The following is a 15,325-nucleotide window of genomic DNA, read 5'->3' on the forward strand; positions in this document are numbered from 1 at the left end:
ATCACTTGATTCTACTTATTAAGGACTTCATCCATGTTTCTATCTGTGGGATGACTTCAATTGCGATATCGATTTGAGATTGAGTAAGGTTTTCCCCTACTCCTCTGGTGCATAATATTCTAGCTGATTCCAATATACTAAAAGCTTCTTTGTCTATATCTAAACTTGACGCCCCTAGATTACTGCTAGAGCGCCTCGAAAAATCTGGCTGATCTGAATATCCAAGGGAATAACATGTAGCAAAATTTCTAATTGAAAGAAAAATTGTCGAAAGATCGAAGACTAAGGACATTGATGATTCACATATTGAATCACGAGCTGAGTTAAAAATGTCATAAAACTTAAGACAATCAGCCTTACCACTATCATATAGGTTAGGTTTACCTAGCTCATGAAGAAAATTGGAGCCATCTTGCGAAAATACTAACTTCGACTCCAAATGTAAGTGCCATGCAAAAGGGTTCCCTTGCTCCCACAGTTCTTGGATTCGTTCATATGAATAAATGGAATAGTCCGAAGGGTTAACATGTTCTAATTGACCTTTTGCAACCATTAACATGTCAACATCAGAACCTAAGTCAATATCTCCCCGACACACGGAACCAAAAGCATAAATGTGCACAGCTTGAGACTCCACCTGTGATCAAAGCGATGATTAACGCATCGAGGTACTCCATCACTTCGTTTTCCATCGAGATGCGTAGTATTCAAGTAGGTATCGCAGCATGGCGCGCATGCCTAGCGTATCAACACAACAGCACCGACTACAAACCAATAAGGGTTAGGGATGTTCTGCAGTGCATTGAAGCCTTGTTCGACGTATGGCGCGTAATTAGGAATGAAAGACAAGATGAGAGGCACGAAGACGACTAACAGGATAAATTCATCCTTAAATCCCCTATCTCGAATGCTGATGTCATCAAGGTTACTGGCCTGCTCTTCGCCATTTTGTAATCGACGTACCCTCGCCTGATGCTTCTCATTTTCGAGTTCATCTTTACGCTTTAACGCCTCAGCTTTGTTTTGATTGAGCTGCTTATACGTCGCTACGCCACCGGTCACAAGATTCAATAATGCGCCAATCATGGGTACACCAAACGATTCAATTCAACATGTGGACCATCTCTAAGGCTTTTCCAGTCACCGCCCCAAATGATAGAGACATCAAGCTCCCTAGCCGCTTGTTTAAAGGCTTTGCTGATGGCTTCATAATACTTAAAGTCCCATGTCACCTTGCTATTTTCATCGTAAGCCACGAAATCAATCGCATGCCCGGATTGATGGCGACTTGGACGTTTGTGGCCGTCTAATTGGCTCAAGCCTTCCTGATAGAACTAATGTTGGTTGGTGTAGAGAACCTAGGTCATAAAGAGACATTTTCAGAACACTATAAAAGCCGATTGACATAAGTCGCACAGAGCTTGACTGAGAAACACCAAATACACGGCTTTTTTGCTCATCAAGCTAATCAAAATAACTGATTGGATAGTTAAAATAACCATTTTAAATCAATGATATAAAATTATTTGCAAGTTTCATCTATACTCCGCGCCTTTATTAAACGGAGCCCTAACTTTGCAAACAAACAATTATCAAAAACAAGCGATGATCTTATTTGCACTATTAACAATTGGGTCGGCTTTCGTTAACGCTTACGGAATGAACGCGACCATAGGTGAACAGCTCATAGCCTTCATTTCGTCGCTTATCAGTTATATTGTTATTGTCTCTCTGTTCTTAAGGTTCGCTAACGTAGACGTTATTAATTCCAAATATCGAACCTTGATTGGTGCAAGTTTTGTTTGCATAACCATCTTAGAGAATGTTTATCCTATGGTAATATTCAGCAGCCATGCACTTACTAGAGAGTACTATGTCATTTTTTCCATTAAGCTAGTCGTCAATAGCTATGTAGCGAACGTGATAGTTAATGAAATCAATGTACTTGGCCAGTTTTTAAAGGCACCACTATTAGATTCCATACTAATAAAGATCAAAGCACGTTTAGACTCAAAAGCGGATGCTAGTCGAGTATATAAAAAGCTATACCCTGTATTAGAGGTGCTTCTTGAGCAAGGCTATAGTTTTGATTCACAAGAAGTGAGTAGGATTGTCAACGTGTTGGGAGAACTGCCGGCATCAGGAACAAAACGAAAGAACTTCGCCAATTTATACTTAAGAGATGAAATCACTTTGCGTAAGTTGCCTCGTGATCCTTCATACTTCGACGGCCAAGCCCTTTGGCATTAAACTTCTTAAAAAAACACGCTCGATGTTCATGTGGTGGTTGATTTATAACTCGTTGAATTTGAGGGATTGATGTTTCTGTTAATAGCTATCTAATGGCAAGGAAAGATCTGAGCTTCGCCTTTTTATACAAAACTAATCAACTTAAACCTTATTCATAACTCCGTAATGGACAACATTCACCTCACAACTTTCAAATGCTGAAACTCAAGCAGTTAAGCCAAACATAAAAGTTACGTTGTATCTTATTTTCAACAAGCGAATGTTAGATTACTGTCGCTCAGCTGCCAGATAAACCACTTAAACAGGCTACTATTTCATGTTTAAATTTTGATCTATCAAACAGTTATATGAATATATTTGGTGATTAGGCAATCAAATGCTATGCACTCAGGTATCAGCTATGAATTAAAGTGTTAACATCAGGCAATTTTGTAAACTAGGTGTTTGATATGTTGCCTAAACTTTATAAGTTCAGATCCCTCCATGATAGAAACATACAGTCGATTGCCGAGTGTTCGCTGTGGTTCGATTATGCTAAAACTTTCAATAACCCTTTTGAATCTAACCACATATTCAAGAATGAACTTCAAAACAATTTCAAGGTTATGTGTTTTTCTCAATCCAGCGACCACCCTATACTATGGTCTCAGTATGGCGACAACTTTAAAGGTATGTGCATCGAGTATGACCTCAACTGCTATAACGGTGAGGCCAACCTCAACTGTTTCGAAGTCCAATACGAAGATGAGCCAAGCATGTTCCACTCAGCATCGTTGGGGGAATTGCAAGGAGCTGAATTGGGATCTGAAATGTTCAAGGTTAAGCACTCTAATTGGTGCTACGAAAAGGAATACCGCTGGGTATTACCTGATGACGAGATGATCGGAAATAAACTCTACCTTAATAGAGAGTGCCTAAGCTCGGTGATTCTGTCAGAGCACGCTCCTGCCGACAGGAAATTGAAAGTTCTGATGACTTGCCAGCGCCTTGGTATCCCTGTTAAACACGCAATAGCAAAGCAAGAGTCGTTTACCTTCGAAGTGGTCAGTTAAGTAGAGTGTAATCCTACTGTTTAGCGCCAAAACAAGACATTCACATAAAGTTACAGCGCAACAAAAAAGAGAGCGACATTAATGAGACTCTCTCTTTTTATTACATGTTCACCGTAAGCTTTCCCAATCCTTTATCTTGCATCTGCTCAATCGTCGCGATAGACATTTGAACAGTTGAAAACCAATAAGGTCGGTGCTTAACGTTAAATAGTTCACTATTATCTAACGCCTCGAAAACAGAATATTTTCTACCTTGAGCCAAAGCTGCACCATAAACCGTTCGCTCAAGTACTGGAATGTCATTCACTTCCTCTAGAAGTGCCCTCTTGATGAACTGATTTCCAGGGCTCCAATCTATAAATTCAACGAGGTTTTTTAGTAGCTTAAGCTCTAGCTGCTCGACCATTGATTCAAGAAACTGTGTGTTTGGCATCACCTCAGTACAAGCATAATATTCGTCATGCTTGTCACTTGCTTCACGATAACCAAGCATCGTTTTTACCAATGCGTCTTCAAACGTTGAAGAAAAGTGGTTACAAATTAAAAACAAAGGCAGAACTCTCAACACACCAAGTAAAATGCCTACGTTAGGATCTTTAACCGACGTTTCTTGAAGTCGAATTCGAGTCGCATTTGACGTCACGACCAAGTGTTGCCAAACCTTAGGTGTGATGTGTTTAATGTTGCCATCATTCCACTTAATCAGCTGTTGACTCATTAACAATGGGAACAATAAACGACAATTTTCTATTCCTATTTGTCGTGCTGCAACTTTTGGATCGAGAATTACCTTAGATTTCTTTCCATATTTATCTGCAAACTCTTGATTGGAAACAAACTCGATTAAACTTGAGCTCAATGGCCTACTTTTCGCGGATATTTCATGGAGTTTGGAAAAGTTTAAAGATGGCGAATACGCAACACTAGCGAACTGATTGTAATCGGGTAAGTCTGAAAACAACGAACTTATTAAGGTACCTTGAAGCTTCTCAAGCATTAGCGCAGAAGCGGCATTGCTGACATCATCGATAACGTATCGTAAGGTTTGTTGCTTCGCGTCGACTTTTTCACGATGAGCATTGACTCTATCCTGCTCGCAGCGCAATAAAATACGTTGATTGTGAGATATGCGGTCAGATTCATCAAATATGACACTATCACAATACCTATTTTCCAAACTTAGTAACGTGTCTACTGTAGATTGTGCGAGCTTATATTCAGGTGAGATTAACCATCGATTAAAGCGAGCTTCAACATTGATTGAGACCTTCCTTGAGATCTCAACTACTTCAGGGGTATAACTTTTATTTGCTAACAACAACCGTGACTTTCCTTTGCCGTAAATGCTCTTGTATCGGCATATCCTGCCTTTATAACAAAACTAATATTAATAGAAATTAGAGATTGGTTCACGAAATTGTTTCAATAAAATTAAGGATATTTAGTTATAGTGCGTTGAGAGTGGCTAGTGTGTGATATGTAGCCGGATATACTTTTCTGGAAAGCTGTATTTGAACCTTTTCTTCGTCGGTAGGTGTTTTTTCGCCTGCTTGCAAACTTTACTATCTCCAGACGTTCTCACCTTTTTGATTCTTGCATAACCTTTAGAGTGCTTCATCTCAATCATCAGATCGCAATAACCCTCGAAATCAACATTACTCTTGTTGAGCCCTTTCATGACGGTGACTTTTATCTTTTTAGCTACAGGATTAACCAATGCATCGTCGGGAAAAGCGACTGGGGATAAAAAACATAATAGTAATACTAGATATCTCATACTGCTCTCTCTTTGTTGAGGGTGAGAACAGTATGCGGAGATTTAAGAGAAATGAAGGATTAACTTAGTATGAGGATTGACCAGCTAACGCGTAACTCTCAACGATTACGCTTTCTTTGAGCCTTTAGACTTAAAACCATTATGCGGGAACACGTTACGAATACGTTGCTGTACGTTTTTAGGAACATCTTTAGTGAACTTGAGATTGTAACCAGAACGTTTTGCATACACTTTTAGCTCGCCTTTAAAGGTATTGTTATGACCAATCTCTTGAAGGTTGTGCTTAAAGCTCGGTGGAAGATGCCCTTTAACTTGTTCGATCGCCCCGTCGCTAAATTTAATTTTCAATACCGGTCGGTCGACTGCTACTAACCAAAAAACTAATACCGCACCGATTAAGATTACGTACATCATAATGTCACCACTACTGTTGATGGTTATTTATCGTCAGAAAGGAGCTTGCTTAAGTCTTCTTTGAGGCTAGTCACCGTCTTGCTGGCCTTCTCACTACGAGACGCTTCGCTAACCAAATACTCGATGGCATCTGAGAGCGTACAACCTAGCTCGTTCGCACGTTGAGATAGCTTTTCCCATACACGGTAATCAAGGTCGATTGATTTCTTCTTTGTATGAACTTGTTCAGCATTGAAGTGGCGTTTTCGCTTAGCTCTGATCGCTTGTTTAAGCTTGTTATCGAGCTCAGGAGACATGTTGTTAGATATCCACTCAGGGACACCTGTAGGTTGGTGTTCAAGCTTCAATAAGGCTTTAACAGCAACGTCAGCTTCACTTGAATCTATGTGGCAGGTGATCGACTCGCCTTCTTTCCATTTTTTGACCAGATAGTTCCATTTCCAACCACATTCCAAGTTTTCAAGTTGCTGATATTTCATGTCTAATCTCGAGAGTTAATCCTAGTGACAGCGTAACCCAAAATAGGCTATTTAACAATTATGATCTTGAAAGAATAGACCAAGATCATACTTATATTAGCTTAGTGATTAGTAACTACAACATAGAGCTACAAGCGAGATCGGTTTTTCTATATACTCCCTACCTCATTATCATAATCAGAAACTTAAATGACTCAAGTAGATTGGCGACATGTTACGCCTCAGTACGACGAATATAGCGCTCAATTAGAGCAATTCCCTGACATCTCGCCTTTCCCGTTTTCAGATATTCAACATAGATTCAAAGATGCGCTAACCCGCTTTGTCCGTTTGTCTAACCTTTCGCGTGTTTTACTTGTAAACGCTCCAGACAATTCGATCTATCGTCAAATGATTGTTGAATCTCTAGTCACTGCTTTAGATGATCACACTCTACCGGTTATAAAAACTGAGTCTTTAAATGCTGTCTCTCTGTTTGACCAAGTTCAGTCAAAAGACGGTAAGGTTGTAGCGACAAAGCCCGGCCTACTGGCTAGAGCAAACAACGGCCATCTGATCGTTTCAGCAAACTTGATCTTGGCCAACCCAGGAAGCTGGTTACTGCTTAAATCAGCACTGCTTGGTGAAGCCGTAGAACCAATCAGCAGTAATCCAGAGCACTTGAACCAATCCCCGACTTTGCCTTTGACTTACAACATTAAGTTGATTGTTGTTGGAGACAGAGCTCAACTAGGTGACCTTGATTACCTGGACAGCGATATTCAAACCGGCTTTTGCCTATTTAGCGAAATTGAACAAGATATCAAGCTCTCTGAAGAGACTTTGACTCAATATCTTGGTTACCTTAAGTGGCTTCAACAACGCTATGAATTGCCAAACATCACGCAACAAGCGTTGACTGGCATTCTTACTGCCGGAGCAAGAGAAACGGAAGATCAAAGCTATATTCCATTATGCCCTATTTGGCACAATGCATTATTGAACGAAGCTCTGATTGAAGCCGACAATGGTGAGATTGATATTCACCATATCCAACAAGCTCAACAGCACAAATATAACCGCGAATCTTACCTACCAGAACGCGCCCTTGATGATATTCGAGATGGCCAAGTCATTATCGAAACCGAGGGCGAACAAGTTGGTCAAGTTAATGGTCTGACGGTTATCGATGTTCCAGGACACCCGATCTCTTATGGTGAACCTGCACGAATTTCCTGCGTTATTCACTTTGGTGATGGGGATATTGCCGACGTTGAGCGCAAAGCCGAGTTGGGTGGTAATCTTCATGCTAAAGGTATGATGATCATGCAAGCATTTGTGAGCAGCGCACTAAACCTTGAAGATCCGTTGCCATACGCAGCTTCCGTAGTATTTGAGCAGTCTTACTGCGAGGTAGATGGCGATAGTGCTTCTCTTGCGGAGTTGTGTTCTCTGGTTAGTGCTTTGTCTGAATACCCTATCAATCAACAAATTGCGGTTACTGGTGCAGTGGACCAATTTGGTCGTGTACAAGCGGTTGGTGGGCTAAACGAAAAAATCGAAGGCTTCTACCATGTGTGTAAGCACAACGGCTTAACAGGCGAACAAGGTGTGATCCTTCCAAGATCGAACTTAAGGCATCTTGCACTAAAGCCTGACCTTATTGAAAGCATTAAGAATGAAGAATTCCATATTTGGTCTGTGTCTAATGTAGACGAAGCAATTCCTCTCATTATGAACAAACCATTTAGAGACGATGAACAAGAAAGCGTTCTGAGTAAAATCGCGGAACGTATTGAAAACTTTGAAAGACATGAGCACCCTATTGGAATCGTTGGACGCATTAAAAACTGGTTTGTCTAGTACTGATCGGACTTGTTTAGCGTACACCTGTTCACTAATATGCACCTATCAAAAATCGGAGTAATTGATAATGCAAAACAAACGTGATTCTTACACTCGCGAAGAGCTTCTAGCATCAAGCCAAGGCGAACTATGGCCACAAGGCCCTCAACTACCAGCACCGAACATGCTAATGATGGATCGCATCACTAAGATGTCTGAAACTGAAGGTGATTACGGTAAAGGTTTAGTTCTTGCTGAGCTGGATATTACTCCTGACCTATGGTTCTTCGATTGTCACTTCCCAGGTGACCCTGTAATGCCGGGTTGTCTAGGCCTTGACGCAATGTGGCAGCTGGTTGGTTTCTACCTTGGTTGGGTTGGCGGCGAAGGTAAAGGCCGTGCTCTAGGTGTTGGCGAAGTGAAATTCACTGGTCAAATTCTACCTACAGCGAAAAAAGTAACTTACGAGATCCACATGAAGCGTGTTGTTAACCGTCGCCTAGTTATGGGCCTTGCGGATGGTCGCGTACTTGTTGATGGTAAAGAGATCTACGTTGCTAAAGATTTGAAAGTTGGCCTTTTCCAAGATACGTCAGCATTCTAATCTAACTATTAGATTTTTAATAAAGCAGCCCATGGCTGCTTTATTTTATTGCAATAAATTTAGTTATAGTGCATTAAGGTATCACATATTAACCTTGAAACAGGATAAATCCACCAGCGATACGCTTATGATAGCGAAACTAGAATGCTACATAGCTCTAGGAGTCTTTGTGTTGTTCTGAAACTAACAAGGCTCCAGCCGTTGTAATCAACAGACAATGGAGCCCTGACCTTGAATTCTTTATGCCCTATCTACTTATAGAGACCTGATTGCTTATCATCTTTGGCATCACGCCAACCACCTAACCAATAAGACCGAGAGTCCATTTGGCTATATGGGCAAGCTTCTTGCGACCTACCATTTAAACCAGCTTTGTAGCCTTGAGATTGTGCTCGTTCTAGTCGATCACGCTTTTGTCTCTTCATAGTGCAGTCCTCATACGGGTGTTCCATTTACTAACATACAATGATTACAACTTTGCGGAGTTTTTGTGACTCCAACTTTAAGAATCGATCAGATTTTCACTTTTCTCAAGGCGAAAAAAAGCCCGAGTTCAGAATTGTGAACTCGGGCCCAAGAGATAAATTATTTAAATTTTCTGCGGAACCCTAACAGACCAAGCACAGTCAAAGTTAACCAACCTAGGCTACCACCTTGACGATCAACTTTCTCTGAGTCGGCACTACGAGTTTGGATATCAGCTTTAGTTGCACCGGCAATTGGTACAAGCTTAACTGCAACAACCTCTTCTACCGCGTTAGATGACGCGCCACCACAGTATGAGTTGTGAGACGTTGTGTCATACGGTTGAGTCGTTCCTCCAACTGTACATTTGATAGCAGTAGCAGAGATCACACCAGCATCGTTAATGTCAGTAGCATCAATAATTCGGAACTTGTTGTTCTCTCCGGAAACATTACCATCATTTGTTAGATCATCTAACCACCAAGCCTGACCGTTAAAGATGTCTACACGACGAGCTTCAGTTGATGAAGACACGTTATAAGGATATATAAAGCCTCTGTGTCTTCTTTCACTACCATCAACCTCACGAGTGGTTTCTGCATCTATTTGGCCAACAAACTCATTAAAGTTGTTAACTGCTTTAGCTTCACCGCTCGAACCACCAAAGAAGATACCACCAGACAAGTACGTTGCTGTTGGGTTTTTGGCATCGGTTACAACGAAAGGCTTATTACCTGCACTACCACTCTCTGGTACATAACCATTACGCTTAGAATAACCAACAGCGAACAAATTATCGTTGAGGTCAGTCGCTACAGAGTTACTGTATCTAGCATCGTCTTTAGACGAGCCTGACTTAACCTCTGCACCGCTAATCTGTGTAGTCGTCCATGTTGCACCAGTAAGATCTAATGAGTCACTCACAAAAACACTGGCGTTCATGTCTTGTAGGTCACGATTACCATCTGCAGTATTATAGCCAACACCGTAAAAACCAGAACCTGATTCAACGATTGAACGCATACTGCCTTGAGCAAAGTAATCACCTTGTTTAGCGTCACCGCTGCGAATCCAATCGATTTCTTTGGTCGTAGTACCGTCCCAGATCGCCGCTTTAGAAGCATAGGCCTTATCTGGTTCTGATGTCTCAGTCGGAACAAACTCTTCAGAGACACTACCTACATTGTAAACTTTGCCGTTACTCGCTTTTATCGCACGCCACGCACGAGTTTCTGAAGCTCCAGTTGGCGCCGCTGTCGTCGTAAACAATGCATTATTGCGAATATCATCTTTGGATTTGATCCCCACAGGTTGGGCATTCTCATCTAAAGAATTGATTACCGTATTGCGAGTTTCAAAAGTATCCCCACCTTCAACAAACGCTTTCGCATTTACGTGAGTAAGGTCATTTCTTTCCTTACTCCAAGTGTCATTCCAACGGTTTTCAGCCCAACTTTCACATGTAGAATATCTCAGCTCTTGATAACAATAGTTTTCGAAATCATCACGCTCTTGAATGTACTGAAATGGTGCATCCATTGCGAATGGTACTTCTTCACGATAACTTACCGCTTCAAGCGTATCGCGAGTCTCACCAGCAAGTTTAAATGCACTATCGGTACAGTTAGTTGCAGCTGAATCGAAGCAACCTAACGCAAGCTCATTCGTTCCGTCTGTCGCAACACCAGGTTGAATCGCCACACCATAGATTTCAGAGGCACCTGTAATTGAAGGAGTGACTTCAACGACCTTGTAAAGCGCTGCGTTAGCATGAGTTGCCGCCAAAACTAGGGCTGCAACTGTAGTTAATTTAAATTTAGTACAAGTCATTATTACTTCTTAACTTTCCTGTTGTAGTGCCTCGAGCTCTTCCCAGCGCTCAAAAGCAACTTCAAGCTCCTGCTCTGCTGCAGATAGCTTATCTAATACTGGTTGTGTCTGCTCTACAGATTTCGAAAAGAAGCTTGGATCGTTGACTTCTTCCTGAAGAGTTTCAATTTGAGTTTCCAATTCTTCTAAACGCATTGGTAGCGCTTCTAGTTCTCGTTGTAGCTTATACGATAACTTCTTAGGTTTAGCCTTAACTGGCGCAGTTTTGGGAGTTTCCTCAACTACTTTCTCAGGCTTTGATGGCTTTTCAACCTGTCGGTACTCTAATGCTTGCTTTCTTTGCTGTTGAGCATCGTGATAGCCACCAACAAATTCTTCAATCACACCGTTACCTTCGAAGATCCAACTTGTCATAACCGTGTTATCAACAAACTGACGATCGTGGCTTACTAAAAGAAGCGTACCCTGATAGTTGGCAAGCAAATCTTCTAAAAGTTCCAAAGTTTCGATATCTAGATCGTTGGTTGGCTCATCGAGAATCAGCAAGTTGTTCGATTTGAGGAAAATACGAGCTAATAACAGACGGTTTTTCTCACCACCAGACAGCGCTTTAACAGGAGTACGAGCACGTTTAGGCGAGAATAAGAAATCTTGTAAGTAGCTAAGCGCATGACGCTCACGACCGCCTACTGTGACTTCTTGCTTACCATCCGCTAGGTTATCAATTACAGACTTCTCAGGGTCTAGAATTTCGCGGTATTGGTCAAAGTAAGCGACTTCAAGCTTAGTACCACAATGCAAACGACCTGAATCAGGCTTAAGCTGGTCAAGAAGCAGCTTAAGTACCGTACTCTTACCACAACCGTTAGGACCAATCAGAGCGATACGATCGCCACGCATGATGTTGAAGCTGAAGTCCTTAACAATTTCTTTGCCTTCAAAGCCAAAGTTAAGATTCTCAGCTTCAAATACAATCTTGCCTGAACGCTGGCCATCGTCGATTTGGATAATCGCTTTGCCCTGCACTTCACGACGGTTCAAACGTTCTTCACGTAGCTTCTTAAGCGCACGAACACGGCCTTCGTTACGAGTACGACGAGCTTTGATGCCCTGACGAATCCAAACTTCCTCTTGAGCAAGCTTCTTATCGAATTCAGCGTTTTGCATTTCTTCAACACGAAGCGCCTCTTCTTTCTCAACAAGGTAATTTTCGTAATCGCCCGGGAAAGAGCTCAATTTACCGCGATCAAGATCGACAATACGTGTTGCCATCGATTTAATGAACGCACGGTCATGCGAGATAAAGATGATTGAACCGCGGAAGTCTTTCAGGAAGCCCTCTAACCATTCAATGGTTGCAACATCCAAGTGGTTAGTCGGTTCGTCGAGTAGAAGCACGTCAGGGTCACATACAAGCGCACGAGCAAGTGCCGCTTTACGTTGCCAACCACCAGACAAATCTGTCAGTTTGGTTTCAGCAGTCAGCTTAAGTGCTGCCAATACGTTACTTACACGATCTTCAAAACGCCATGCATTAGCATGATCCAGTTGTTCTTGAACGCGAGTAAGGCGGTTTAGATTCTTTTCACTTGGGTCTGTCGCGATGAGATCCAGAAGATCATGATAGATCTTCAGCTGTTCGCCGATTTCAGCAAGGCCACCAGCAACATAGTCATAAACTGTACCTTGTTCATTACGCGGTGGATCTTGTTCTAGACGAGACACAACCACATCTTGCGTGATTTGCATCTTACCGTCGTCCATGATGATGTTTCCAGATAGGATTTTCATCAATGTCGACTTACCAGCGCCATTGCGCCCTACTAAACATACACGTTCGTTTTCTTGCAGCACGAAGTCCGCACGATCTAATAATGGGTGATCACCAAACGCTAATTGCCCATTATGAATTGTAAGTAATGCCATTCTTCTTTAACCAATCATTAAGTTCTAACAAGCCAAATGGCCAGTTAAGCTCTGAGCTTTGAGAAAGGTCAGAGCTTTCAAATTTGAGCACCGGAATAGTGACCCCGTAACGGGAAAAGAGCTCATCATCAAATGCAATGTCAACAACGTTGACGTGATGGCTAATGTTTAACTGTTCCGTGAGTTGGAATGCCATCTCACATAGATGGCACCCTTCTGTACTGTAGAGAGTCAGCACTCTATATCCTTATACAATCTCTTTGATTATTTGTGTGTAATCAACCAGCAGTTATGAATGTGCTTATTGCGAGAGAAGTCCAATGGAAGTGTCTTCGCTGAGATATTCTGAGCCTTAAGACCTAACTCATCTAGAGCTTCCAAGTCCATTTTGAAGTGACGCTTGTTGTTAGAGAACACAATCGTGCCTTCTTCACGAAGAAGACGTTTAAGGTTTTCCATCAGCTGAATGTGATCACGTTGAACATCGAAAGATTGATCCATACGCTTTGAGTTAGAGAACGTAGGTGGATCGATAAAGATCAGATCATAAGAACCCTGCTCTTTAGCTAGCCATTGTAGACAGTCAGCTTGAACAAACTGATGTTGACGACCAACACGACCGTTAAGCTCCATGTTCTCTTTCGCCCACTCTAGGTAGGTATTAGACATATCAACAGTAGTTGTAGAACGAGCACCACCCACAGCAGCATGAACAGATGCACTTCCTGTATAAGCAAACAAGTTTAGGAAATCCTTACCTGCGGCCATCTCACCGATACGACGACGAGTGATCTTATGATCTAGGAACAACCCGGTATCTAGGTAATCATGAAGATTAACAATCAGCTTAACGCCATACTCGTTCACTTCTAAGTTCGATGAGTCTTGAGCCAATTTCTGGTATTGAGAACGGCCTTTCTGTTTCTGACGAACTTTAAGCACAACGTTGTTTGCTTCTACGCCTGTTACTTGAATAGAAGCACGGATGATATCGGTTAAGCGACGTTTTGCCTTCTCTTCCGGTACATCTTTAGGCGCTGCGTATTCTTGAATCACAAGATGACCTGGGTATACATCAATCGCTACATTGTATTCTGGTAAGTCCGCATCGTAGATACGGTAACAATCTAATTGCTCTTTCTTAGCCCACTTGCCAATTTTACCGATGTTCTTTTTAAGACGGTTTGCGAAGTCAGGAGCAATTAACTGTTCTTGCTCGCCCGTTGGACGTTCTGACATCGGACGATCTGAAATTGAGTAGTTCTTTTGGTGACACGGTAACGCACCGTTATTCAATTTGAACTGTTTGTCTGCACGCATGCGTAAGCAGCTTAGTAGCTCGTCTGAGCTAGAGAAGATAGATGCGTTACAGCCACCAAATTCAGCTTTGAGCTGTGCACCGAATGCTGTGTAAAGTGCAATAAGACCCGGCTCGGTACCAAGACGTTCACCGTAAGGCGGGTTAGAAACAATCACACCATCAGTAAACTCTGTAGGACGCTTAAGCTTTGCAGCATCGCCTACTTCGAATTCAATCAACTCTTCAACACCGGCACGACGAGCATTGTCACGCGCAGTTTTGATCATACGTTCATCATTGTCGTAGCCATAGAACTTACATTCCACTTTCTTAACACCACGACGACCTTGAACGTTCGCTTCAGCTTTCACTTCAGCCCATAGCTCTGGTTCGAAATCTTCTAGTGATTCAAAACACCACTTCTGACGTTTAACACCTGGAGCCATGTTTGCAGCCATCATTGCCGCTTCAATCACTAACGTACCTGAACCACACATAGGGTCTAGGAAAGGCTTAGTCGCATCCCAACCACTACGAAGAAGAATCGCGGCAGCAAGTGTTTCACGCAGAGGTGCACGACCTGATTCTGGACGGTAACCACGTTGGTGAAGACCGCTGCCAACCATATCAACACCAAGAATCGCTTTATCACGGTGTAAACGAACGTGGATACGAATGTCTGGGTTCTCTTTGCTAATAGAAGGACGAGGTAAAGACTTCTTCTCAAAGCAATCAACAACGGCATCTTTTACTTTCATCGCACCGTATTGGCTATTACGGATTTCGTTGTTCGTACCATTGAAGTCAACAACAAAACGCTTAGAGCTATGGAATTGATTTACCCAGTTAACCGCAGTGGTTGATAGGTACAAATCCATGTCGTCCATACAAGTGAATTCAGAAAGGACACGTACAAATCGAGAAGCCAAACGGCTCCACAAACAACAACGATAAATTTGCTCATTGGTCGCTTTGAATTTAACACCTGCTTGAACAGGTTTTGCGTTTGTAATCCCTAGTTGGGTTAGTTCTTCAACTAATAAATTCTCAAGGCCGTTTGAGGTAACCGCTAGATATTGATTCATAGTGTTCTTTTATTGATAAAAATGAGTTCGATTATACCTGAATTTGTAACTAGAGCATCACACTAAACACGTCTTTTCATTGAATCTTTCGACTAACTGGCTAGCAAATGCACAGTCTTGAAGCGATCGCTTACCCACATCCCCTTAGAACATAAGACCTATCAAACCAACTTCATTTCTGACCACTTATTAACCAAAGTAGCAATGTGAATTTATATTCACCTCAAAACTGGTGTATACCAAAGGAGATTTATGGATGAAATTTAGCTACAAAAGACCAAAAACAGGGAATAAAGACGGTAGATTTACTCTTCTGGCG

Annotated in this window: 14 protein-coding genes and 2 pseudogenes; 4 read left to right on the top strand and 12 right to left on the bottom strand. The window is 42.0% G+C overall.

Annotated elements, in window-relative coordinates; translation table 11 throughout:
- Nucleotide 1: 1 nt before the first annotated feature.
- The 3 genes and pseudogenes from AB4323_RS07985 to AB4323_RS07995 all read right to left on the bottom strand — a co-directional run.
- Nucleotides 2-637, bottom strand: coding sequence for a nucleotidyltransferase domain-containing protein (locus AB4323_RS07985; protein ID WP_324295270.1), 636 nt, complete (start codon nucleotides 635-637; stop codon nucleotides 2-4).
- 39 nt (nucleotides 638-676) lie between these two features.
- A pseudogene (locus tag AB4323_RS07990) lies at nucleotides 677-1,086 on the bottom strand (hypothetical protein).
- Nucleotides 1,083-1,331, bottom strand: a pseudogene (locus AB4323_RS07995) (M15 family metallopeptidase); the annotation flags it as partial. The pseudogenes AB4323_RS07990 and AB4323_RS07995, both read right to left, overlap by 4 nt.
- A gap of 244 nt (nucleotides 1,332-1,575) precedes the next feature.
- On the opposite strand from AB4323_RS07995, the gene AB4323_RS08000 reads away from it, so the two are divergent.
- Together AB4323_RS08000 and AB4323_RS08005 are read left to right on the top strand one after the other, a co-directional pair.
- Nucleotides 1,576-2,250 (top strand): hypothetical protein, encoded by a 675-nt coding sequence (locus tag AB4323_RS08000; protein WP_102333349.1) that lies wholly within the window; start codon nucleotides 1,576-1,578, stop codon nucleotides 2,248-2,250.
- Between the two features lie 449 nt (nucleotides 2,251-2,699).
- A complete protein-coding gene (locus tag AB4323_RS08005) occupies nucleotides 2,700-3,302 on the top strand; it encodes a DUF2971 domain-containing protein (RefSeq protein ID WP_102333350.1) in 603 nt (200 codons plus the stop codon).
- Nucleotides 3,303-3,402: 100 nt separating this feature from the next.
- Here AB4323_RS08005 and AB4323_RS08010 read toward each other — a convergent pair whose 3' ends face one another.
- From AB4323_RS08010 to matP, 4 genes are all read right to left on the bottom strand, one after another.
- On the bottom strand, nucleotides 3,403-4,623 hold the full coding sequence (locus AB4323_RS08010; RefSeq protein WP_017066879.1) for a hypothetical protein: 1,221 nt from the start codon (nucleotides 4,621-4,623) through the stop codon (nucleotides 3,403-3,405).
- Nucleotides 4,624-4,767: 144 nt separating this feature from the next.
- The gene (locus AB4323_RS08015) at nucleotides 4,768-5,079 is read right to left on the bottom strand and encodes a hypothetical protein (protein ID WP_017059671.1); all 312 of its coding nucleotides are present in this window, start codon (nucleotides 5,077-5,079) and stop codon (nucleotides 4,768-4,770) included.
- A 105-nt stretch (nucleotides 5,080-5,184) separates the two neighbouring features.
- On the bottom strand, nucleotides 5,185-5,493 hold the full coding sequence (locus AB4323_RS08020; protein WP_017059672.1) for a DUF3634 family protein: 309 nt from the start codon (nucleotides 5,491-5,493) through the stop codon (nucleotides 5,185-5,187).
- Between the two features lie 23 nt (nucleotides 5,494-5,516).
- A complete protein-coding gene (matP, locus tag AB4323_RS08025; RefSeq protein ID WP_065585052.1) occupies nucleotides 5,517-5,972 on the bottom strand; it encodes a macrodomain Ter protein MatP in 456 nt (151 codons plus the stop codon).
- Between the two features lie 189 nt (nucleotides 5,973-6,161).
- On the opposite strand from matP, the gene AB4323_RS08030 reads away from it, so the two are divergent.
- Nucleotides 6,162-7,814 (top strand): S16 family serine protease, encoded by a 1,653-nt coding sequence (locus tag AB4323_RS08030; RefSeq protein ID WP_372152115.1) that lies wholly within the window; start codon nucleotides 6,162-6,164, stop codon nucleotides 7,812-7,814.
- A 70-nt stretch (nucleotides 7,815-7,884) separates the two neighbouring features.
- Nucleotides 7,885-8,400 (top strand): bifunctional 3-hydroxydecanoyl-ACP dehydratase/trans-2-decenoyl-ACP isomerase, encoded by a 516-nt coding sequence (gene fabA / locus AB4323_RS08035; protein WP_017059675.1) that lies wholly within the window; start codon nucleotides 7,885-7,887, stop codon nucleotides 8,398-8,400.
- Nucleotides 8,401-8,651: 251 nt separating this feature from the next.
- On the opposite strand, the gene rmf is transcribed toward fabA, so the two are convergent.
- The 5 genes from rmf to rlmKL form a co-directional block, all read right to left on the bottom strand.
- Nucleotides 8,652-8,825 (bottom strand): ribosome modulation factor, encoded by a 174-nt coding sequence (gene rmf, locus AB4323_RS08040; protein ID WP_017059676.1) that lies wholly within the window; start codon nucleotides 8,823-8,825, stop codon nucleotides 8,652-8,654.
- Nucleotides 8,826-8,985: 160 nt separating this feature from the next.
- Nucleotides 8,986-10,695, bottom strand: coding sequence for a DUF3466 family protein (locus tag AB4323_RS08045; RefSeq protein ID WP_372152117.1), 1,710 nt, complete (start codon nucleotides 10,693-10,695; stop codon nucleotides 8,986-8,988).
- A 9-nt stretch (nucleotides 10,696-10,704) separates the two neighbouring features.
- Complete coding sequence (locus tag AB4323_RS08050; RefSeq protein ID WP_017068914.1) at nucleotides 10,705-12,621, bottom strand: ABC transporter ATP-binding protein; 1,917 nt, start codon at nucleotides 12,619-12,621, stop codon at nucleotides 10,705-10,707.
- Nucleotides 12,599-12,859 carry a glutaredoxin family protein gene (locus AB4323_RS08055; protein ID WP_019823251.1) on the bottom strand — a complete coding sequence of 87 codons (261 nt, stop codon included), beginning with the start codon at nucleotides 12,857-12,859 and terminating at the stop codon, nucleotides 12,599-12,601. The genes AB4323_RS08050 and AB4323_RS08055 overlap by 23 nt, the downstream gene beginning before the upstream one ends.
- Nucleotides 12,860-12,885: 26 nt before the next feature.
- Entirely contained in the window at nucleotides 12,886-15,006 is a 2,121-nt protein-coding gene (rlmKL, locus tag AB4323_RS08060) for a bifunctional 23S rRNA (guanine(2069)-N(7))-methyltransferase RlmK/23S rRNA (guanine(2445)-N(2))-methyltransferase RlmL (protein ID WP_372122137.1), read from the bottom strand.
- Nucleotides 15,007-15,325 lie beyond the last annotated feature (319 nt).

The sequence above is a fragment of the Vibrio sp. 10N.261.52.C11 genome (genome assembly GCF_041471405.1).
Lineage (GTDB): Bacteria > Pseudomonadota > Gammaproteobacteria > Enterobacterales > Vibrionaceae > Vibrio > Vibrio crassostreae_C.

What these genes read in the sequence shown, in the direction of transcription:
- AB4323_RS08030 (WP_372152115.1), top strand. Translation starts at nt 6,162, where the DNA reads ATGACTCAAGTAGATTGGCGACATGTTACGCCTCAGTACGACGAATAT.
- AB4323_RS08050 (WP_017068914.1), bottom strand. Translation starts at nt 12,621, where the DNA reads ATGGCATTACTTACAATTCATAATGGGCAATTAGCGTTTGGTGATCAC.
- AB4323_RS08020 (WP_017059672.1), bottom strand. Translation starts at nt 5,493, where the DNA reads ATGATGTACGTAATCTTAATCGGTGCGGTATTAGTTTTTTGGTTAGTA.
- rlmKL (WP_372122137.1), bottom strand. Translation starts at nt 15,006, where the DNA reads ATGAATCAATATCTAGCGGTTACCTCAAACGGCCTTGAGAATTTATTA.
- fabA (WP_017059675.1), top strand. Translation starts at nt 7,885, where the DNA reads ATGCAAAACAAACGTGATTCTTACACTCGCGAAGAGCTTCTAGCATCA.
- AB4323_RS08005 (WP_102333350.1), top strand. Translation starts at nt 2,700, where the DNA reads ATGTTGCCTAAACTTTATAAGTTCAGATCCCTCCATGATAGAAACATA.
- matP (WP_065585052.1), bottom strand. Translation starts at nt 5,972, where the DNA reads ATGAAATATCAGCAACTTGAAAACTTGGAATGTGGTTGGAAATGGAAC.
- AB4323_RS08015 (WP_017059671.1), bottom strand. Translation starts at nt 5,079, where the DNA reads ATGAGATATCTAGTATTACTATTATGTTTTTTATCCCCAGTCGCTTTT.
- AB4323_RS08045 (WP_372152117.1), bottom strand. Translation starts at nt 10,695, where the DNA reads ATGACTTGTACTAAATTTAAATTAACTACAGTTGCAGCCCTAGTTTTG.
- rmf (WP_017059676.1), bottom strand. Translation starts at nt 8,825, where the DNA reads ATGAAGAGACAAAAGCGTGATCGACTAGAACGAGCACAATCTCAAGGC.